General features: G+C 67.0%; 16 protein-coding genes. 12 read left to right on the forward strand and 4 right to left on the reverse strand.

The window, feature by feature from the left end; all coding sequences use genetic code 11:
- Positions 1-8 precede the first annotated feature (8 nt).
- Positions 9-2,123, forward strand: a complete 2,115-nt coding sequence (gene ligA / locus DFLDMN_RS02775; protein WP_423197003.1) for an NAD-dependent DNA ligase LigA — start codon at positions 9-11, stop codon at positions 2,121-2,123.
- A 63-nt stretch (positions 2,124-2,186) separates the two neighbouring features.
- On the forward strand, positions 2,187-2,720 hold the full coding sequence (gene def, locus DFLDMN_RS02780; RefSeq protein WP_423197004.1) for a peptide deformylase: 534 nt from the start codon (positions 2,187-2,189) through the stop codon (positions 2,718-2,720).
- Here the strand turns inward: def and DFLDMN_RS02785 are convergent, their stop codons facing one another.
- A complete protein-coding gene (locus DFLDMN_RS02785; protein ID WP_423197005.1) occupies positions 2,721-4,184 on the reverse strand; it encodes an MFS transporter in 1,464 nt (487 codons plus the stop codon).
- Positions 4,185-4,321: 137 nt separating this feature from the next.
- On the opposite strand from DFLDMN_RS02785, the gene DFLDMN_RS02790 reads away from it, so the two are divergent.
- Positions 4,322-5,245, forward strand: a complete 924-nt coding sequence (locus DFLDMN_RS02790; RefSeq protein ID WP_423197006.1) for a helix-turn-helix transcriptional regulator — start codon at positions 4,322-4,324, stop codon at positions 5,243-5,245.
- 81 nt (positions 5,246-5,326) lie between these two features.
- On the opposite strand, the gene DFLDMN_RS02795 is transcribed toward DFLDMN_RS02790, so the two are convergent.
- The 3 genes from DFLDMN_RS02795 to map all read right to left on the reverse strand — a co-directional run bounded on the left by DFLDMN_RS02795 (position 5,327) and on the right by map (position 10,808).
- A complete protein-coding gene (locus DFLDMN_RS02795; protein ID WP_423197007.1) occupies positions 5,327-7,261 on the reverse strand; it encodes a pseudouridine synthase in 1,935 nt (644 codons plus the stop codon).
- A 30-nt stretch (positions 7,262-7,291) separates the two neighbouring features.
- Positions 7,292-9,865 (reverse strand): [protein-PII] uridylyltransferase, encoded by a 2,574-nt coding sequence (locus tag DFLDMN_RS02800; protein ID WP_423198289.1) that lies wholly within the window; start codon positions 9,863-9,865, stop codon positions 7,292-7,294.
- 124 nt (positions 9,866-9,989) lie between these two features.
- A complete protein-coding gene (gene map, locus DFLDMN_RS02805; protein WP_423197008.1) occupies positions 9,990-10,808 on the reverse strand; it encodes a type I methionyl aminopeptidase in 819 nt (272 codons plus the stop codon).
- 21 nt (positions 10,809-10,829) lie between these two features.
- Between map and DFLDMN_RS02810 the strand changes: the two genes are divergently transcribed.
- From DFLDMN_RS02810 to rseP, 9 genes are all read left to right on the forward strand, one after another.
- Positions 10,830-11,147 carry a hypothetical protein gene (locus tag DFLDMN_RS02810; RefSeq protein ID WP_423197009.1) on the forward strand — a complete coding sequence of 106 codons (318 nt, stop codon included), beginning with the start codon at positions 10,830-10,832 and terminating at the stop codon, positions 11,145-11,147.
- Between the two features lie 82 nt (positions 11,148-11,229).
- Positions 11,230-11,976, forward strand: coding sequence for a 30S ribosomal protein S2 (gene rpsB, locus DFLDMN_RS02815; RefSeq protein ID WP_423197010.1), 747 nt, complete (start codon positions 11,230-11,232; stop codon positions 11,974-11,976).
- Between the two features lie 213 nt (positions 11,977-12,189).
- The gene (gene tsf / locus DFLDMN_RS02820; RefSeq protein WP_423197011.1) at positions 12,190-13,068 is read left to right on the forward strand and encodes a translation elongation factor Ts; all 879 of its coding nucleotides are present in this window, start codon (positions 12,190-12,192) and stop codon (positions 13,066-13,068) included.
- Between the two features lie 327 nt (positions 13,069-13,395).
- Positions 13,396-14,106, forward strand: a complete 711-nt coding sequence (pyrH, locus tag DFLDMN_RS02825; protein ID WP_423197012.1) for a uridine monophosphate kinase — start codon at positions 13,396-13,398, stop codon at positions 14,104-14,106.
- A 109-nt stretch (positions 14,107-14,215) separates the two neighbouring features.
- A complete protein-coding gene (gene frr / locus DFLDMN_RS02830) occupies positions 14,216-14,776 on the forward strand; it encodes a ribosome-recycling factor (protein WP_423197013.1) in 561 nt (186 codons plus the stop codon).
- A gap of 14 nt (positions 14,777-14,790) precedes the next feature.
- Positions 14,791-15,561, forward strand: a complete 771-nt coding sequence (locus DFLDMN_RS02835) for an undecaprenyl diphosphate synthase family protein (protein WP_423198290.1) — start codon at positions 14,791-14,793, stop codon at positions 15,559-15,561.
- A 55-nt stretch (positions 15,562-15,616) separates the two neighbouring features.
- The gene (locus DFLDMN_RS02840; RefSeq protein WP_423197014.1) at positions 15,617-16,438 is read left to right on the forward strand and encodes a phosphatidate cytidylyltransferase; all 822 of its coding nucleotides are present in this window, start codon (positions 15,617-15,619) and stop codon (positions 16,436-16,438) included.
- A gap of 20 nt (positions 16,439-16,458) precedes the next feature.
- Entirely contained in the window at positions 16,459-17,634 is a 1,176-nt protein-coding gene (gene ispC / locus DFLDMN_RS02845; protein ID WP_423197015.1) for a 1-deoxy-D-xylulose-5-phosphate reductoisomerase, read from the forward strand.
- Positions 17,635-17,685: 51 nt separating this feature from the next.
- Positions 17,686-19,077 (forward strand): RIP metalloprotease RseP, encoded by a 1,392-nt coding sequence (gene rseP, locus DFLDMN_RS02850; protein WP_423197016.1) that lies wholly within the window; start codon positions 17,686-17,688, stop codon positions 19,075-19,077.
- The last annotated feature ends 94 nt before the right edge of the window (positions 19,078-19,171 follow it).

Consider the following 19,171-nt stretch of genomic DNA (forward strand, 5'->3'; position numbering starts at 1 on the left):
GGCCTGCCATGACCGGAAAGACTCGTGGCGCGCAGGCCCAGGCCTCCGCGCCGGCTGGCGCTTCTCCTTCTGCCGCCGAGCGCGTGCACTGGCTGCGCGAGGAGCTCGACCGCCATGCGTACCAGTATTACGTGCTCGACGCGCCGACCATTCCCGACGCGGAATACGACGCGCTGTTCGGCGAACTCCAGGCGCTGGAGACCGAACATCCCGAACTGCTGACCGACGACTCGCCGACGCAGCGCGTGGGCGGGGCGCCGCTGGCCGCGTTCGACGCCGTGCGGCATCGCGTGCCGATGCTGTCGCTCAACAACGGCTTTGACGACGACGACGTGGTCAACTTCGACCGCCGCTGTGCCCAGGGCCTCGGCCGCAACGCGGCACCGGCCGACGGCGCGCAGGACCTGTTCAGCCAGGCCGAAGCGGTGGAATATGCGTGCGAACTCAAGTTCGACGGCCTCGCCATGTCGCTGCGCTATGAGAATGGCCGGCTGGTGCAGGCGGCCACGCGCGGCGACGGCGAAACCGGCGAGGATGTCACCGCCAACGTGCGCACCATCAAGTCGATTCCCCTCAGGCTGCGCGGCGAAGCGCCGGCCGTGCTGGAAGTGCGCGGCGAGGTCTTCATGTACCGCGAGGATTTCGACCAGCTCAACGCGCGCCAGGCGCAAGCCGGCGAGAAGACCTTCGTCAATCCGCGCAATGCGGCCGCGGGCAGCCTGCGTCAGCTCGACCCACGCATCACGGCCAGACGGCCGCTGTCGTTCTTTGCCTATGGCGTGGGCGAGTTGCAGGGCGTCGATCGTCCGCAGACCCACAGCACCATGCTGGACGGCTTTGCCAGGCTGGGGCTGCCGGTCTGTACCGAGCGCCAGGTGGTAAAGGGCGCCCGGGGCCTGCTGGCTTTCTATCGCGATATCGGCGCGCGCCGCGACCAGTTGCCGTACGACATCGATGGCGTGGTCTACAAGGTCAACGCGCTGACCGAGCAGGAGCAACTCGGCTTTGTCTCGCGCGCGCCGCGCTTTGCGCTCGCGCACAAGTTCCCCGCGCAGGAAATGACCACCGTGGTCGAGGACATCGAGGTCCAGGTGGGCCGCACCGGAGCCATTACGCCCGTGGCGCGGCTGGCGCCGGTGTTCGTGGGCGGCGTGACGGTGACCAATGCCACGCTGCACAACGAGGACGAGATCCGCCGCAAGGACGTGCATATCGGCGACACGGTCATCGTGCGCCGTGCCGGCGACGTGATTCCCGAGGTGGTGGCGGTGGTGGCCGAGCGGCGACCCGCCGATGCGCGCGCGTTCGTCATGCCGACCGCGTGTCCGGTGTGCGGCTCGCATATCGAACGGCTCGAAGGCGAGGCCATTGCGCGCTGCACGGGCGGGCTGATCTGTGCCGCGCAGCGCAAGCAGGCGTTGCTGCATTTTGCGCAGCGCCGCGCCATGGATATCGAGGGGCTTGGCGACAAGCTGGTGGAGCAGCTGGTGGACCAGGGCATCGTGCGTACGCCGGCCGATCTCTACAAGCTGGGCGTGCTCAAGCTGTCCGCACTGGAGCGCATGGCGGAGAAATCCGCGAGTAACCTGATCGAGGCCATCAATGGCTCGCGCACGCCGGCGCTGAACCGCTTTATCTTCGCGCTGGGCATTCGCCACGTGGGCGAGTCGACCGCCAAGGACCTGGCCAGGCATTTCGGCAAGCTGCAGGCCGTGATGGACGCCGACGAAGCCGCGCTGCTCGAAGTCAACGATGTCGGCCCGGTGGTGGCGCAGTCGATTGCGAGTTTCTTTGCCGAGGAGCACAACCGGCAGGTGATCGAAGACCTGCTGGCGTCCGGCGTGACCCCGTCCGAGAGCGAACCGGCGGCCCGCGCGCCGGCGCCGCTGGCCGGCAAGACCTTTGTGCTGACCGGCACGCTGCCCACGCTGTCGCGCGAGGATGCCAAGGAACGGCTCGAAGCGGCGGGCGCCAAGGTGGCCGGATCGGTCTCGAAAAAAACCGACTATGTGGTGGCCGGCGCGGAAGCGGGCAGCAAGCTCGACAAGGCGCAGGCACTCGGTGTGCCGGTGATCGACGAAGACCAGCTGCTGGCGCTGCTGGCCGAGGTCGGGGCGGGCTGACCATGCATGCGCAGCGCGATGTCGTGACGGCGAACCGATAACTGACGCCAGGAGTACCGCAACATGATCCGAAACATCCTCAAGATGGGTGACCCACGACTGCTCCAGGTGGCGCGGCCGGTGACCCAGTTCAACACGCCCGAATTGCGCGCGCTGGTCGAAGACATGTTCGACACCATGGAACACGCCAACGGCGCCGGCCTGGCCGCGCCGCAGATCGGGGTGGACCTGCAGGTGGTGATCTTCGGATTCGACCGCATCCAGCGTTATCCCGACGCGCCGCCGGTGCCAAAGACGGTGCTGATCAATCCCGTGCTGGAGCCGGTCACGGACGAGCGCGAGGACGGCTGGGAAGGCTGCCTGTCGGTGCCGGGCCTGCGCGGCGTGGTGCCGCGCTACACGCACCTCAAGTATTCCGGCTACGACCTCGAAGGCCATCGGATCGAGCGCGTGGCGGAGGGCTTCCACGCGCGCGTGGTGCAGCACGAATGCGATCACCTGATCGGCGTGCTGTACCCGATGCGGATCGAGGACTTCACGCGCTTTGGCTTTACGGAAATCCTGTTTCCCGAACTGCCGGCCAACTACGACGACTGATCACGACGACGGGCGGCTGGCGGCGGCAGCGGCCGGTATGCCCGGACGCCCATGCCGCGCGTGGAACAATGCCGTCCCCGCCAGCAGGATCGTCATCATCAGCAGCTCGGTGCCCAGGCTGGCCAGCGTGGCATCGAGGTAATGCCCGGGCTCGCGCGCGGTGTGGTGCAGCGTCTGGGCGAATACCGTGCCCAGCAGCGCCGAGCCGAGGCCGAACGCCGCCTGTTGCACCGTCGCCAGCATGGCGCTGCCCGCGCCGGCGTGATCGGACGGAATGTCAGCCAGGCCGATGCGATAGAAGCAGCCGACCACGAGTGCATTGCCAAAGCCGATCAGGATCGTCGGCGGCGCCAGATCGAGCAGCGTCGGCTGCGGCCAGACCTGACGCAGCGTGTAGCAGAGCGCGACGATGCCGATCATCTGCACCACGCAGCCGATCATCAGTACCCGCGTGCGGCCCAGCGCCGCGACGATACGCGTGCTCAGCAGCGAGCAGACAAAGTAGGCCGCGCCAAGCGGAATAAAGGCGTTGCCGGCGTCGGTGGGCGACAGGTGCGCGCCGGCCTGCAGCATCAGCGCCAGCACGAACATCAGGCCGCTCCAGCACGCGAAGAACAGGATCGCGATCAGAAAGCCGAAGCGCACGCTCGGCAGCCGCATCAGCGACGGCGGCAGCAGCGGGTGGCGGCCCTGCCGTTCCTGCTGCAGTTCCACCTTCCACAGCAGGCCCAGCAGCGGCACCGCCGCGGCCATTGCCGCCAGCAGCGGCCAGGCCCAATGCAGCGTCGGCCCCATCGACAATGGCAGCAGGATGGCAAGAATCACGAGCGCGAGCAGCAGCGTGCCCGGCACATCGACGCCAAACGCATGCTCGCGGCGCGTTTCCGGGATCAGCCGCGGCGAGAGTGCCAGGATCACCGCGCACACCGGCAGGTTGATCAGGAACGCGCTGCGCCAGCCAAGTCCCGCGATATCGGCGGCCACCAGCACCCCGCCCAGGACCTGGCCGATGATGAAGGCAATGCCGCCCACGGAGGCGAACAACGCCAGCGCGCGCGAATGGGCGTGGCCACGCAGGCCGACGTGGATGGTCGCCAGGATCTGCGGCACCAGCAGAGCGGCGGCCGCGCCCTGCAGCACGCGGGCGACCAGCAGCGTCCACATCGACGTGGCGATGCCGCACAGCAGCGAGGCCACGCCGAACAGCAATACGCCAGCGTTGAAGACGCGGCGGCGGCCGAAGTTGTCGCCCAGGCGGCCACCCATGGCCAGGCATACGGCGAAGGCGACGCCATAGACGGCGACCATCAGTTCCAGCTCGGTGGCGCTGGCGTGCAGCGAATGTTCGATGGCGTTGAGAGCCACGTTGACGATCGAGAAATCGATCTGCGGCAGCAGTTGGCCGGCCAGCAGGACGTACAGGCCGGTGCGGGTCAGGGTGGGGGCGGAAGAGGGGGTGTTCATGGCAACCACTGGCTCGACAATTTCGATGTGCGGTAGTATCGGAGCCTGTTTAGACTGGTACAAGATTCCAGTTAGACTGGTATAAATTGTGTCAGCGTGGGTCGCCCCGATCCCGCCTTATGCCGGAGCACCGCATCATGACCGCCAGACCCGGATCACTTGGGTTCGAGACCGCCACCTCCGCCACCTCCGCCACCTCCGCGGCCTCCGCCTCGTCCATCGAGGACGACCTGCCGCCCGACAGCCGTTCGCTCGAACTCGGCGCGTTTCTGCGCGCACGGCGCGAAGGGCTCGATCCCGCGCGGGCCGGCCTGGCGCGGGTGGGCCGGCGCCGCACCCCGGGGCTGCGGCGTGAGGAAGTGGCCGCGCTGGCCGATATCGGCATCACCTGGTACACCAAGCTCGAGCAGGGCCGTCCCATTCGTGTTTCGGCCCGCGTGCTCAATGCGGTGGCGAGCGCGCTTCAGTGCAGCGAATCGGAGACCGAGCACCTGTTCAACCTGGCCGGCATGACGCGCCCGGCCGAGGCGCGACCCCCGTGCGAAGCGGTGTCGGCGGCGACGCAGCGTATTCTCGACCAGTTGTATCCGTTGCCGGCCGTGGTGGAGAACGCGCGCTTCGACATTCTTGGCTTCAACGATGCGTATTGCCGCCTGATTGGCGTCAACCTTGCAAACCTGCCGCCGGCCGACCGCAACTGCATCTACCTGGGGCTGACGCAGCCGGCATGGAAATCGATCGTGGTCGACTGGCATGGCATGGTCGCGACCCAGGTGGCGCTGTTCCGCGCCGGCATGGCCGAGCATATGCAGGACCCGGTATGGCAGGCCCATCTGCAGCGCTTCATGATGGCATCGGAGACGTTTGGCGAACTGTGGCAGCGCTATCAGGTCAGTCGCGTGGAGAACCACGTGAACCGCTTCTTCCACGCCGAAACCGGCGTGCTGACCATGCAGACCAACAACTGGTGGTCGGCGCCACGCAATGGTGTGCGCATGCTGGTCTATGTACCGACCGACGCGCAGAGCGAGGCGGGATTGCTGAAACTGCCCGAGGTGTGACGGCAGGCGCGGGCTGGCAGCGTCTGCCCGGGCCTGCGTTGCCGGCACCCGTGGTGGTCGCCGGTAACGCGGCCCGCGCGTTCAGAACTTCTCGAACGGTCCGAGAAAGCGCCATTGCCCCGGCGGCAGATCGCCGAGTACCACGCGGCCCATGCGTACGCGCTTGAGGCCGACCACCTTCAACCCGACCTGCTCGCACATGCGCCGGATCTGGCGTTTGCGGCCTTCGCGCAGGACAAAGCGCAGTTGCTCCTCGTTCTGCCAGCTGACCTTGGCGGGCTTCAGCGCGACGCCATCGAGCGCCAGCCCGTGACGCAGGCGGTCGAGCTGCTCGGGCGGAAACACCGCGCTGATATTGCGCTCGACGTCGCCGTCCGGCGATTCCCACACCACGCGCACCAGGTATTCCTTCTCGACATTGGAGTCGTCGCCGATCAGTGCGCGCGCCACGCGACCATCCTGGGTCAGCACCAGCAGGCCGGTGGAGTCGATATCGAGGCGTCCGGCGGGCGCGAGGTTCTTGCGTTGCCACGGCGCAAAACGCTTGCGCGTGGGGTCCTGTTCCCACTGGTTCTCGGGGGCAAACAGCACGGCGGCGGGTTCATAGCCGTCTTCCGCCTGGCCCGAGACATAGCCGACCGGCTTGTTGATCAGCACGGTCACGCGCTCGCCCTGTTCGGAGCGTGCGGCCTGCAGGATTTCGATCTCGGCGTCGGGACGGATGCGCGTGCCAAGCTCGGTCACGGGCTTGCCGTCGACGAGTACCCAGCCACGCGGAATCCATTCGTCGGCCTCGCGGCGCGAGCACAGGCCGAGTTCGGACATGCGCTTGGACAGGCGGACCAGGCCGCCGTCGTCGGCTTCCGGGCGCGTTGCGGCGGGTGTGCCGGAGGCCGTCCTTGGACGCGCGTCGGCATGCGATGCCGCACGCTGCCCCGGCCGCGGCGCGGGGCGCGCACGGTCGCCCGTATCGCTGAAGCGTCGTTCGCGCGTTGGCGCCGGGCGGCCGTCATCGCGACGCCAGTCCTGACCTTCGCCACGCCCGCGCGGCGGGCGCGCCTCGCCTTCGCCGAAGCGACGTGGGGCGCGTTCGGCGTCATCGCGGCGCGGACGTGCAAAGCGTTCACCGTCATCGCGGCGCGGGCGGGCAAAGCGCTCGCCCTCGTCACGCCCGCGCGGCGGGCGCGCCTCGCCTTCGCTGGAGCGACGCGGCGCGCGTTCGGCGTCATCGCGGCGCGGACGCGCAAAGCGTTCACCGTCATCGCGGCGCGGGCGGGCAAAGCGCTCGCCCTCGTCACGCCCGCGCGGCGGCCGTGCCTCGCCTTCGCTGGAGCGACGCGGCGCGCGTTCGGCGTCATCGCGGCGCGGACGCGCAAAGCGTTCACCGTCATCGCGGCGCGGGCGGGCAAAGCGCTCGCCCTCGTCACGCCCGCGCGGCGGCCGTGCCTCGCCTTCGCTGGAGCGACGCGGCGCGCGTTCGGCGTCATCGCGGCGCGGACGCGCAAAGCGTTCACCGTCATCGCGGCGCGGGCGGGCAAAGCGCTCGCCCTCGTCACGCCCGCGCGGCGGCCGTGCCTCGCCTTCGCCGAAGCGACGCGGCGCGCGTTCGGCGTCATCGCGGCGCGGACGTGCAAAGCGTTCACCGTCATCGCGGCGCGGGCGGGCAAAGCGCTCGCCCTCGTCACGCCCGCGCGGCGGCCGTGCTTCGCCTTCGCCGAAGCGGCGCGGGCCACGCTCCGCATCGTCGCGCCGCGGCCGTGGCGGCCGGGCGGGGCGTTCGCCGGGAGCGCGCGCGGTATTGTCGGGCGGGGCAGGCGGGCGTTTGCCGCCGGCCTGCTCGCCGGGCTTCCCATCGCGCGCCTTGGCGCGCCTGATGCCTTCCTGCACCGCCTGCACACGCTTGCGGTTGAGGTCCGAGACGCGCACGGGACGGCTCGCGCCGGTCTTGCGCGCGGAGGCAGTGGTGGCGGTCTTGATGCCCAGCGTCTTGCGGCCAGGCGATTTGCTATCGGTCATTGTCTTGATTGAATGCGAAGCGCGCGCGGATCAAACCGAGAGCGCTTCGAGCAGTTCCTTCTCGAGCTGGAGCTGCAGTCGGTTGTCGGCGGACAGGCGGCCGCCATCGACCAGGAATACGTCCTCGACGCGCTCGCCGAGCGTATTGATGCGTGCGGAAAATACCGACACGCGATGCTTGGCCAGCACGCGTGCAATCAGGTACAGCAAGCCGGTACGGTCATTGGCGGACAGCGACAGAATGTAGTACTGGCCGCGCTCGTCGGCCCGCAGGTCCACGCGCGGCTTGATCGGAAAGCTGCGCGACTGGCGCGACAGGCGTCCCTGCGTCGGCTCGGGCAGCGGGCACTCCAGTCGCAGCCGTTCCGCCAGTTCATGCTCCACCAGCGCGAGAATATCGCGGTAGTCGCCGGCCAGGCCAGGGTCGGTCACCTGGAACGTATCGAGCGCGTAGCCATGGCGCGTGGTGTGGATCTTCGCGTCCTGGATCGAAAACGCCTTGCGCTCGAAATAGCCGCAGATGCGCGCAAACAGGTCAGGCTGGTCCTTCACGTAGACCGCGATCTGCAGGCCCTCGCCGGCGGGCGAGATGCGCGCCTTGACCACCGCGCTGTCGCTGTCCACCTTGTTGAACAGATGGCGCGTCAGCCAGGCGATATCGCGCGCATCGTGGCGCAGGAAGAACGACACGTCGAGCTTGTCCCACAACGGCTTGGCCAGCTCCGGATCGAACGCCTTGAGACGCAGTTGCGCCACCGTATCGTCGCGCCGCTGCGCCCACAGCGAATGCGGGTCGAGCTGCGCGCCGCCCAGTACGCGCAGCGTAATGCGATAGAGGTCTTCGAGCAGCTTGCCCTTCCATGCATTCCATACCTTGGGACTGGTGCCGCGGATATCGGCCACCGTCAGCAGGTAAAGCGCGGTCAGATAGCGCTCGGTGCCCACCACCTTGGCAAACGCGTGCACCACATCCGGATCGGTGAGGTCCTGCTTCTGCGCCACATGGCTCATGGTCAGGTGATGCTCGACCAGCCAGGCGATCAGGTCGGTGTCCTCGCGCGCGATGCCATGCTGCTTGCAAAAGCGCCGCGCATCGACGGTACCGAGGCGCGAATGGTCGCCGCCACGCCCCTTGGCGATATCGTGGAACAGCGCCGCGACCCACAGCACCCACGGCCGGTCGAAGCTCGCCATCAGCTGGCTGCAGAACGGAAACTCGTGGGTATGCTCGACGATGGCAAACCGGCGCATATTGCGCACCACCATCAGGATATGCTGGTCCACCGTATAGACGTGGAACAGGTCGTGCTGCATCTGGCCGACGATGCGGCGGAAGTTGATCAGGTAGCGGCCCAGCACGCTGGTCTGGTTCATCAGCCGCAGCGCATGCGTGATGCCCTGCGGCTCCTGTACGATGGCGAGGAACAGGCGCCGGTTTTCGGGATCGTTGCGCCAGCTCGCGTCCATTACCGTACGCGCGTTATACAGGCCGCGCAGCGTGCGCGGCGACAGGCCCTTGACGCCCGGCGTGCGCTCGTAGAGCAGGAACGTCTCCAGGATCGCGTGCGGATGCTTCTCGTATAGGTCGTCGCTCGTGATCTCCAGCATGCCCTGCCGCTCGACAAAGCGATCGTTCAGCACGCGCGTCACCTTGGACTCGCTCGGGAACAGCATCGCCTCGATATTGAGCAGCAGCACGCTGTTCAACTGCGTGACCGCCTTGGCGGCCCAGTAGTAGCGCCGCATCAGCTGCTCGCTGGCGCGCTTGTGGTTGTTCTGGCGATAGCCGAATGCTTCCGCGAGCGCGGTCTGCAGGTCGAACACCAGCACGTCCTGGCGCCGCCCCGCCAGCAGGTGCAGGCGCGCGCGGATGGTGCGCAGCAGGCGTTCGTTGCGCGTCAGCTCCTGCGCTTCGCGCTCGGTCAGCAGCCCGCGCTCGAACAGCTGCTTCCAGCTGTCGCCAAGGCCGGCCGCCTGCGTCATCCACAGAATGACCTGCAGGTCGCGCAGGCCGCCCGGGCTTTCCTTGCAGTTGGGCTCCAGGGCGTAGGGCGTGTCCTGGTACTTGGCATGGCGCTGGCGCATTTCCAGCAGCTTGGCCTGGAAGAAGTCGCCCGCGTCCATGTCCGCCTGGTAGCGCTGGCGCAGCTCGTCGAACAGCGCGCGGTTGCCCGTCAGCAGGCGCGCTTCCAGCAGCGAGGTGCGGATGGTGATGTCGGCGGCCGACTCGCGGATGCAGTCGTCGACGGTACGCACCGACGAGCCGATCTCGAGCCCCAGGTCCCAGCACAGGCCAATAAAACGTTCCAGCCGCGATGCCGTATCGGCGTCGGGCTCGGCGCGCAGAAGCAGCAGCACGTCGACGTCGGAATAGGGGAACAGCTCGCCGCGGCCATAGCCGCCGACCGCCACGAGCGCGGCATGGGCGGGCAGCTCCAGCCCGCTCCACGCTTCCACCAGCGCGGCGTCGACCACACGGCGCAGGCGCGTGACCAGCGGGTTGACCTGGTTATGCGCTTCGAACTCGGCAAACAGCACCTGCTTGTCGGCGCGCAGCCGGTCGCGGATGCGTTGGCACAGCAGCAACTCCGGCGTGGTGTCCATGGCGGGGGCAAATGAAGACGTCAAGGCGAGTGTGCGTAAAGGCGCCGAAAGCGCGAAAGCGTGGAGACGGGCGGCCCGAAGTAGAAAGGGCGCCCTCGTCGGCGCCCTGGACAGGTGGCGGGCCTCAGGCCGCGACCGGTTCGGTGATGAAGGCTGGCGGCACCGGCGAGCCCGCCGACAGCGTCAGCACCTCGTAGCCGGTCTCGGTCACCAGCACAGTATGCTCCCACTGCGCGGACAGGCTGCGATCGCGCGTCTTGACGGTCCAGTGGTCGGGCATGGTGCGGATATCGCGCTTGCCGGCGTTGATCATCGGCTCGACGGTGAAGATCATGCCGGCCTTGATTTCCATCCCGGTACCGGGACGGCCGTAATGCAGGATCTGCGGATCCTCGTGGAAATTCTTGCCGATGCCGTGGCCGCAGTATTCGCGTACCACGCTATAGCCGGCGGCTTCCGCATGGGTCTGGATGGCGTGGCCGATATCGCCTAATCGGGCACCGTTGCGCACTTGCTGGATACCCTTCCACATGCACTCGTACGTCACCTGCGCCAGGCGCCTGGCCAGGATCGAGCCTTCGCCGACGATGAACATGCGGCTCGTGTCGCCGTAATAGCCTTCCTTGGTGATGACGGTGATGTCGAGATTGATCACGTCGCCGTTCTTCAGCACCCGGTCGCCCGGAATGCCGTGGCAGATCACGTCGTTGACCGAGGTGCAGATGGCACCGGGGAAGGGCGGGTAGCCCGGCGGCGCATAATTGAGCGGGGCCGGGACGGTGCCCTGCACATCGCGCATGTACGCGTGGCACAGCTTGTCCAGTTCGCCGGTGGTGACGCCTGCCTTGACGTGAGGGGTGATGTAGTCGAGAACCTCGGAGGCAAGGCGGCAAGCCACGCGCATTTGGGCGATGTCCTCGGCGGTGTTCAGATAGATGCTCATGCTGCTTCGCCGGAAAATGTGATGACCGAGTCACTGACTGGTCGAATATCGAGTCGCAAGGCGGGATTATCGCACCAACCGGACGCGATGGCTGAAAATGCGCTTGCTTCTATATATAGCAAGGCCGCGGCCAGCGCGCGGCGCGGCGCCGGAACAAATGCCCGGCTTGAACAAATCGCTGCTTTGTTGCTACAATCGCGGGCTGACTTCCTGACGCTTTCATGGGCGGGACAGTCAGTAGCTGTTGCGAAAATGCCGTTGCGAAAATGCATGTGCGCAACCGCATGTATGCATGTGCGCAACCGCATGTGCGAAGACTTCGCAGAAAATTTTTGGTAAATCGCTGGTCCGCCCATCCGGGGTGTTCCTCTTCAGGAATGTCGGGGCGGACTTCAGACCCAACCCTATTGGAGCATCATTCATGTCCGTCACCATGCGCGAAATGCTGGAAGCCGGTTGCCACTTTGGCCACCAGACCCGCTTCTGGAACCCCAAGATGGCCCCGTTCATCTTCGGTCATCGCAACAAGATTCACATCATCAACCTCGAAAAGACGCTGCCGATGTTCCAGGACGCGCTGAAGTACGTGCGTCAGCTGGCGGCCAATCGCGGCACCGTCCTGTTCGTGGGTACCAAGCGTCAGTCGCGCGAAGTTCTGGCCGAGGAAGCTGGCCGTGCCGGCATGCCCTACGTCGACGCCCGCTGGCTCGGTGGCATGCTGACCAACCACAAGACCGTCAAGATCTCCATCAAGCGCCTGAAGGACATGGAAGCCGCCAAGGAAGCCGGCGCGCTGGAATCCATGAGCAAGAAGGAAGCGCTGATGTTCGAGCGCGAAATGCTCAAGCTGCAGAAGTCGATCGGCGGCATCAAGGACATGGGCGGCATTCCTGACGCCATCTTCGTGGTGGACGTCGGTTACCACAAGATCGCCGTGACGGAAGCCAACAAGCTGGGCATCCCCGTGATCGGCGTGGTCGACACGAACCACTCGCCAGAAGGCATCGATTACGTGATTCCGGGCAACGACGATTCGAGCAAGGCCGTGGCCCTGTACGTGCGCGGCGTGGCTGACGCCATCCTGGAAGGCCGCGCAAACGCGGTGCAGGAAGTGGTGGAAGCCGCTCGCGGCGAAGGCGACGAGTTCGTCGAAGTTCAGGAAGGCTGATGCCGGGCCCGCGTCGTGCATGGCACGGGCGGGCGCCGGACGTGAGAAGAGGGGGCACATCCGTCGCCCCCTTTTTTCAAACTGGCATGGTTGTCATCCGCGCAGCGTAGCATCGCGCGCCGGTGATGCCGGATCCAGGCAACACAGACACCGGCCGGGCGCTTTGCGCTGACAGCGCGGGGCGGCCGGCCCGAACCAACCAAGGAGTGACAAATGGCGGCAATTACCGCAAGCATGGTTGCAGAACTGCGCGCGAAGACCGACGCGCCGATGATGGAGTGCAAGAAGGCCCTGACCGAGGCCGAAGGCAACCTGGAAAAAGCCGAGGAACTGCTGCGCGTCAAGCTCGGCAACAAGGCCAGCAAGGCTGCCTCGCGCGTGACCGCCGAAGGCGTGGTCTCCTCCTTCATCGACGGCACCACCGGCGCGCTCGTGGAATTGAACTGCGAGACCGATTTCGTCTCGAAGAACGATGACTTCCTGGGCTTCGCCGCCAAGGTGGCCGAGCTGGTTGCCAAGCAGAACCCGGCCGACGTGGCCGCGCTGTCGGCACTGGAAATCGACGGCGTGTCGGTGGAAGCCACCCGCACCGCCCTGATCGGCAAGATCGGCGAGAACATGACGATCCGCCGCTTCCAGCGCTACGCCAACGGCGGCAAGCTGGCGGCCTACCTGCACGGCACGCGCATCGGCGTGATGGTCGAGTTCGACGGCGACGAAACCGCCGCCAAGGACGTGGCCATGCACGTTGCCGCGATGAAGCCGGTCTCGCTGTCGTCGAGCGACGTGCCGGCCGACCTGATCGCCAAGGAGCGCAGCATTGCCGAGCAGAAGGCCGTGGAGTCGGGCAAGCCGGCCGACATCGCTGCCAAGATGGTCGAAGGTTCGGTGCAGAAGTACCTGAAGGAAGTGTCGCTGCTGAACCAGCCGTTCGTGAAGAACGACAAGCAGTCGGTCGAGCAGATGCTCAAGGCCGCCAACACGACCGTGAAGGGCTTCACGCTGTACGTCGTGGGCGAAGGCATCGAGAAGAAGCAGGACGACTTCGCTGCCGAAGTGGCTGCCCAGGTGGCCGCTGCCCAGAAGGGCTGAGATTGACGGTGGCCGACCGGTATTCCACGCGGGATACCGCCGCTGCCACCGTATAATGCCGAGGGGCGCCGCAAGGTGCCCCTCTGCACAAGTAGGCTACCCGGCCAGGCGCCAAGCCTGGCAGCCCGTTTTCGTCGTGATCCGTGCCCCCGCCATGCCCATCGGGCAGTGCTGCGGGTCACGACGAAAACCGGTTCCTGACCGGCTTTCCCCGTATCACGCGCGGCCGGTGCCGACGGTGCTTCCGTGCCGAAAGCCCCCGAACCGCCCGCGCCTATTCAACATTCGTCTCGATAGAGCGACCCAAGAACCAGCCCGAGGGTGAACATGCCAGCCTACAAGCGCGTCCTTCTGAAACTGTCCGGTGAGGCCCTGATGGGCGACGATGCCTTCGGCATCAACCGCGCCACCATCGAAGCCATGGTCAACGACATCGCCGAGATCGTGAAGCTGGGCGTCCAGGTGGCGGTGGTCATCGGCGGCGGCAATATTTTCCGCGGCGTGGCCGGCGGCGCGGCCGGCATGGACCGTGCGACGGCGGACTACATGGGCATGCTGGCCACCATGATGAATGCGCTGGCACTGCAGGACGCCATGCGCCACGCCAATATCGAGGGCCGCGTGCAGTCGGCGCTGCGCATGGATCAGGTGGTGGAGCCGTATATCCGCCCGCGTGCGATCCGCCAGCTCGAGGAAGGCAAGGTCGTGATCTTCGCCGCCGGCACCGGCAACCCGTTCTTCACCACCGACACCGCCGCTGCGCTGCGCGGCTCCGAGATCGGTGCCGAGATCGTGCTCAAGGCCACCAAGGTCGACGGCGTGTACACGGCCGATCCCAAGAAGGATCCCAGCGCCACGCGCTACACCACGATCACGTTCGACGAGGCCATCTCGCGCAACCTGCAGGTCATGGACGCCACCGCCTTTGCGCTGTGCCGCGATCAGAAGCTGCCGATCAAGGTATTTTCCATCGTCAAGCCCGGCGCGCTGCGTCGCGTCATCCTGGGCGAGGACGAAGGTACGCTGGTGCACGTATGACAGGGGCAGGTCGGGTCAGAATAGGGATCCGGCCAGTCCTTGAGAGTAGAATGGTTCATTTTCGGCCCCGCCCCGGGCGGGACCCTGTCTGGCATTTCCGGAGGTAAACATGAGCGTCGCCGATACAAAGAAGAGCGTCGAGCAGAAGATGCAGAAGTCGATCGAAGCCTTCAAGGCCGATCTGGCCAAGATCCGTACGGGCCGTGCCCACGCCGGCCTGCTCGACCATGTGCAGGTGGACTACTACGGTTCGATGGTGCCCATCAGCCAGGTCGCCAACATCGGCCTGGCCGATGCCCGCACGATCAGCGTGCAGCCCTGGGAAAAGAAGATGGTGCAGGCCGTGGAGAAGGCCATCCGCGACGCGGACCTGGGCCTGAACCCGTCGACCATGGGCGACGTGATCCGCGTGCCGATGCCCGCGCTGACCGAAGAGCGCCGCAAGGAACTGACCAAGGTGGTCAAGAGCGAGGCCGAAGGCGCCAAGGTGGCGGTGCGCAACCTGCGCCGCGACGCCAACGAGCAGTTCAAGAAGCTGGTCAAGGACAAGACGATCTCCGAAGACGACGAGCGTCGGGGCCAGGACGAGGTGCAGAAGCTGACCGACAAGTTCGTGGCCGAGATCGACAAGATGGTCGCCGAGAAAGAGAAGGAGATCATGACGGTGTGATGCCGTCTGCCGCCATGCAGCACATCAGTTCGACGCTCAGCGTTCCCGATACCAGCTACGTGCCCCGACACGTTGCCATCATCATGGATGGCAACGGCCGCTGGGCCACGCAGCGCCATCTGCCCCGCGTGGCGGGCCACAACCGTGGCCTCGACGCGGTGCGCGCCGTGGTGGAAGCGAGCGCCGCGCGCGGCGTGCAGTTCCTGACGCTGTTCGCCTTCAGTTCGGAGAACTGGCGGCGCCCGGCCGACGAGGTGTCGTTCCTCATGCGGCTGTTCACGACCGCCTTGCGCCGCGAGGTGGTCAAGATGCACGCCAACAATATCCGCCTGCGCGTGGTGGGCGACCTGAGCCGTTTCAGCCCGCGCATCCAGCAACTGATCGCCGATGCCGAGGCACGTACCGCGCAGAACACGGGCCTGACCGTGACCATCGCCGCCAACTACGGCGGCCGCTGGGACCTGCTGCAGGCCATGCGCAAGATGCTGGCGCGGCAGCCGATGCTCGACCCCGAGCAGATCGACGAAGGCGTGCTGGCGCCGCATCTCTCGATGGCGTTCGCGCCCGAGCCCGATCTGTTCATCCGCACCGGAGGCGAACAGCGCATCAGCAATTTCCTGCTGTGGCAGCTGGCGTATTCCGAGCTCTATTTCACCGATACCTTCTGGCCCGATTTCGACGCCGCCGAGCTGGACAAGGCGTTTGCCTCGTATCGCCAGCGCGAACGGCGCTTCGGCCGCACCAGCGCGCAGCTGGTCGCGCCCGGCCTGTCGGGAACCGCCTGAGCGGATCCGCGCGCCGTATCGCCTCGGCCAGTCATTCACAGGAAACCCGCAGCGCATGCTCATCACCCGCGTCATCACCGCCCTGTGCCTGTTGCTGTTGATCCTGCCGATCCTGTTCCTGGCACCGCCGGTGGCGTTGGCGGGCCTGGTGGCGGTCATCGTGCTGCTGGCCGGCTGGGAGTTCGGCCGCCTGATCGGGCTGCGCGGCGCCATGCCGTACGTCTACGCCGTGGTGTGCCTGCTGGTGGCGCTGGTATGGGCTACCACCGCGGTGCCCTATGCGGTGACGGTGCTGCTGCAAGCCGCGGTGGCGGCATGGGGTGTGGCGCTGGTGCTGCTGGCGCGCGGCGTGCGCACGGCCACGCCGATGTTTACCGCGCTCGGGGCCGTGCTCGGCCTGATCATGCTGCCGGCCTTCGGCCATGCGGTCATGATGCTGCGTGGCTTTGGCATCGCGGTGCTGCTGTCGGTTGCCGTGCTGGTCTGGGTGGCCGATATCGGCGCCTATTTTGTCGGCAAGGCCATCGGCCGCCGCAAGCTCGCGCCGACCATCAGTCCCGGCAAGTCGTGGGAAGGGGCGCTCGGCGGATGGGTGCTGGTGATGGCGATGGCCATGGCGCTGGCCGCAACGCACGCGTTTGCCCCGACGTGGTTTTCGTCCATGGCCGATCGCCATGGCATGGCGGTGGTCGCCGTTCTGACCACGCTGCTGGTGGCGGCGAGTGTCGTCGGCGATCTGTTCGAGTCGCTGCTCAAGCGGCAGGTCGGCATGAAGGATAGCAGCCGGCTGCTGCCCGGCCATGGTGGCGTGCTCGACCGCATCGACGCGCTGATCCCCGTATTTCCGCTGGCGGCGCTGCTGCTGGCGTGGCTGTGACCCTTTCTGAATTGGCTTCTATGCAACGCATCACCATTCTCGGCGCTACCGGTTCCATTGGCGAAAGCACGCTCGACGTCGTGCGCCGGCATCCCGACCGCTACCGCGTGCATGCGCTCTCGGCGCATCGCCAGGTCGACAAGCTGGCTGCCGCCTGCGTCGAATTCCGCCCGGCGCGCGCCGTGGTCGGTTCGGCCGAAGCCGCGCGCGAGCTGGAGCAGCGCCTGCGCGCCGCCGGGGTGTCGACGGCCGTGAGCTACGGCCCGGCCGAGCTCGACGCGGTGGCCGCCGATGCGGAAACGGATGCGGTCATGGCCGCCATCGTCGGTGCCGCCGGTCTGCGCTCGTCGCTGGCCGCCGCGCGCGCCGGCAAGCGCGTGCTGCTGGCTAACAAGGAAGCGCTGGTCATGTCGGGCGCGATCTTCATGGACGCGGTGCGCGAACACGGTGCCACGCTGCTACCGATCGACAGCGAGCACAACGCGATTTTCCAGTGCCTGCCGACCGACGATCCGCGCTATCGCGCCGGGGTGTCGAAGGTGCTGCTGACCGCCTCGGGCGGCCCGTTTCGCACGCGCGACCCGGACACGCTGCACGACATCACGCCGGACCAGGCATGCGCGCATCCGAAATGGGTGATGGGCCGCAAGATCTCGGTCGATTCGGCCACCATGATGAACAAGGGTCTCGAGGTGATCGAGGCTCACTGGCTGTTCGGCGCGCCGGCGGATCGCATCGAGGTGCTGATCCACCCGCAGAGCATCGTGCATTCGATGGTCGCGTATGCCGACGGATCGGTGCTGGCGCAGCTCGGCAATCCCGATATGCGTACGCCGATCGCCTACGGCATGGCCTATCCGGAACGGATCGACTCGGGCGTGACCCCGCTCGACCTGACCGTTGCTGGCGGGCTGCATTTCGAGACCCCGGACCTTGTCCGCTTCCCGTGCCTCGGGCTAGCCTTCGAGGCATTACGTGCCGGTGGGGTGGCGCCGGCGGTGCTGAACGCCGCCAACGAGGTGGCGGTGGATGCGTTCCTGGCCGGCGGCATCCGCTTTACCGATATTGCGCGCGTGGTGGCGGGCGTCCTGGAACAGCCGCACGGCGGCTCGGCGGACACGCTGGAAGGCGTGCTCGAAGCGGATGCCGGCGCCCGCAGGGCTGCGGGCGAACTCGTCGCGGGCGCCGCTCGCTGACGCTGAAGGGCGGTGCGGTGCGCCTCCCGCTGAAGTCTGAAGGGATATGCCATGCAAACCGTGATCGCTTTCATCGTTGCCCTGTGCATCCTGATTTTCGTGCACGAGATGGGGCACTACCTGGCGGCGCGCGCGTGCGGCGTCAAGGTGCTGCGTTTCTCGATCGGCTTTGGCCGGCCGCTGGCGCGCTGGGTATCGAAGGGGCGTGACCGCACCGAGTGGACGCTCGCGGCGATTCCGCTGGGCGGCTACGTGAAGATGCTCGACGAGCGCGAGCGCGATCCGGACCTCGATGCGCCGATCGACGCGGCCGAGCTGCCGCGTGCCTTCAACCGCCAGCCGGTGGGCAAGCGCTTCGTGATCGTGGCGGCGGGGCCGGTGGCCAACTTCGCGCTGGCGATCGCGTTCTATCTGGTCCTGTTCGCCGGCGGCATGAGCGAGCCGGTGCCGGTGGTGGCCGCGCCGCCGGCCGGCACGGTGGCCGCCGAGGCCGGCGTGCGTGAGGGCGACCGCGTGCTGTCGCTGACCGCGCAGGACCATACGGAGGTCGTGCGCTCGTGGAATGACCTGCGCATGGCGGTGTTCACGAGCGGGTTCGGCGATGCGTCGGCGGTGCTGCGGGTGCGCGGCACCGACGGTGCCGAACGCGATGTGCGGCTCGCGCGCCTGCCCAATACGGGGGGTAACCCCGAGCAGGATCCGCTGGCCACGCTCGGTCTCCATCTCAAGGGTGGGCCGATCACGGTGGCCGAGGTGTTGCCGGACTCCGCGGCGCAGCGCGCGGGACTGCGCGCCGGCGATCAGGTGGTGTCGTTCCAGGGCACGCCGCTGACGCAGGCGAGCCAGTTGATCAAGGCGGTGCGCGGCCAGCCGGGCCAGCAGGTGGTGCTCGGCATCGAGCGCGGCGGCCAGCGGCTGGAGGTGCCGGTCAAGCTGGACAGCGCGGCCGGCGATGCCGCCGCGAGTGGCACGCCGGCCCCGGCCGGCAAGCTCGGCGCGGCGCTCAGCCAGGCCGTGCAGACCGAGATCGTGAGCTATCCGGTCACGCAGGCGGCGGCGCGCGCGGTGGCGCAGGTATGGAATACCAGCGCGCTGTCGCTGAAGCTGCTCGGCAAGATGCTGATCGGCGAGGCGTCGCTGCAGAATCTGAGCGGCCCACTCACGGTGGCCGATTATGCGGGCCGTGCCGCGAATATGGGTTGGCAGCCGTTCATCAGTTTCCTGGCACTGGTCAGCGTCAGCCTCGGCGTACTGAATTTGTTACCTATTCCGGTTCTGGACGGGGGGCATTTGCTGTATTATTGCGTGGAATTTTTGACTGGCAGGCCCGTACCAGACCACTGGCAGGCGACGCTGCAGAAGGTCGGCATCGCCTGCATCTTGCTCCTGACCTCACTCGCTTTGTTCAATGACGTCAGCCGGTTGTTCCTGGCGCGCGGCTAGCCGCGTGCGCATCGGAACGTCAGGCGGCGGGGAGGGCGGTCGTATCCCGGGGGCAGTGATCCCGGGTCGGCCACGCACTGCCGGCAGCATCAGG

The organism is Cupriavidus sp. H19C3, from assembly GCF_049393815.1.
GTDB lineage: Bacteria > Pseudomonadota > Gammaproteobacteria > Burkholderiales > Burkholderiaceae > Cupriavidus.

Coding starts and splice junctions, on each gene's coding strand:
- pyrH (WP_423197012.1), top strand. CDS start 13,396: ATGCCAGCCTACAAGCGCGTCCTTCTGAAACTGTCCGGTGAGGCCCTG.
- rpsB (WP_423197010.1), top strand. CDS start 11,230: ATGTCCGTCACCATGCGCGAAATGCTGGAAGCCGGTTGCCACTTTGGC.
- ligA (WP_423197003.1), top strand. CDS start 9: ATGACCGGAAAGACTCGTGGCGCGCAGGCCCAGGCCTCCGCGCCGGCT.
- DFLDMN_RS02840 (WP_423197014.1), top strand. CDS start 15,617: ATGCTCATCACCCGCGTCATCACCGCCCTGTGCCTGTTGCTGTTGATC.
- ispC (WP_423197015.1), top strand. CDS start 16,459: ATGCAACGCATCACCATTCTCGGCGCTACCGGTTCCATTGGCGAAAGC.
- DFLDMN_RS02810 (WP_423197009.1), top strand. CDS start 10,830: ATGACCGAGTCACTGACTGGTCGAATATCGAGTCGCAAGGCGGGATTA.
- def (WP_423197004.1), top strand. CDS start 2,187: ATGATCCGAAACATCCTCAAGATGGGTGACCCACGACTGCTCCAGGTG.
- DFLDMN_RS02800 (WP_423198289.1), bottom strand. CDS start 9,865: ATGGACACCACGCCGGAGTTGCTGCTGTGCCAACGCATCCGCGACCGG.
- rseP (WP_423197016.1), top strand. CDS start 17,686: ATGCAAACCGTGATCGCTTTCATCGTTGCCCTGTGCATCCTGATTTTC.
- DFLDMN_RS02795 (WP_423197007.1), bottom strand. CDS start 7,261: ATGACCGATAGCAAATCGCCTGGCCGCAAGACGCTGGGCATCAAGACC.
- DFLDMN_RS02790 (WP_423197006.1), top strand. CDS start 4,322: ATGACCGCCAGACCCGGATCACTTGGGTTCGAGACCGCCACCTCCGCC.
- tsf (WP_423197011.1), top strand. CDS start 12,190: ATGGCGGCAATTACCGCAAGCATGGTTGCAGAACTGCGCGCGAAGACC.
- map (WP_423197008.1), bottom strand. CDS start 10,808: ATGAGCATCTATCTGAACACCGCCGAGGACATCGCCCAAATGCGCGTG.
- frr (WP_423197013.1), top strand. CDS start 14,216: ATGAGCGTCGCCGATACAAAGAAGAGCGTCGAGCAGAAGATGCAGAAG.
- DFLDMN_RS02785 (WP_423197005.1), bottom strand. CDS start 4,184: ATGAACACCCCCTCTTCCGCCCCCACCCTGACCCGCACCGGCCTGTAC.
- DFLDMN_RS02835 (WP_423198290.1), top strand. CDS start 14,791: ATGCAGCACATCAGTTCGACGCTCAGCGTTCCCGATACCAGCTACGTG.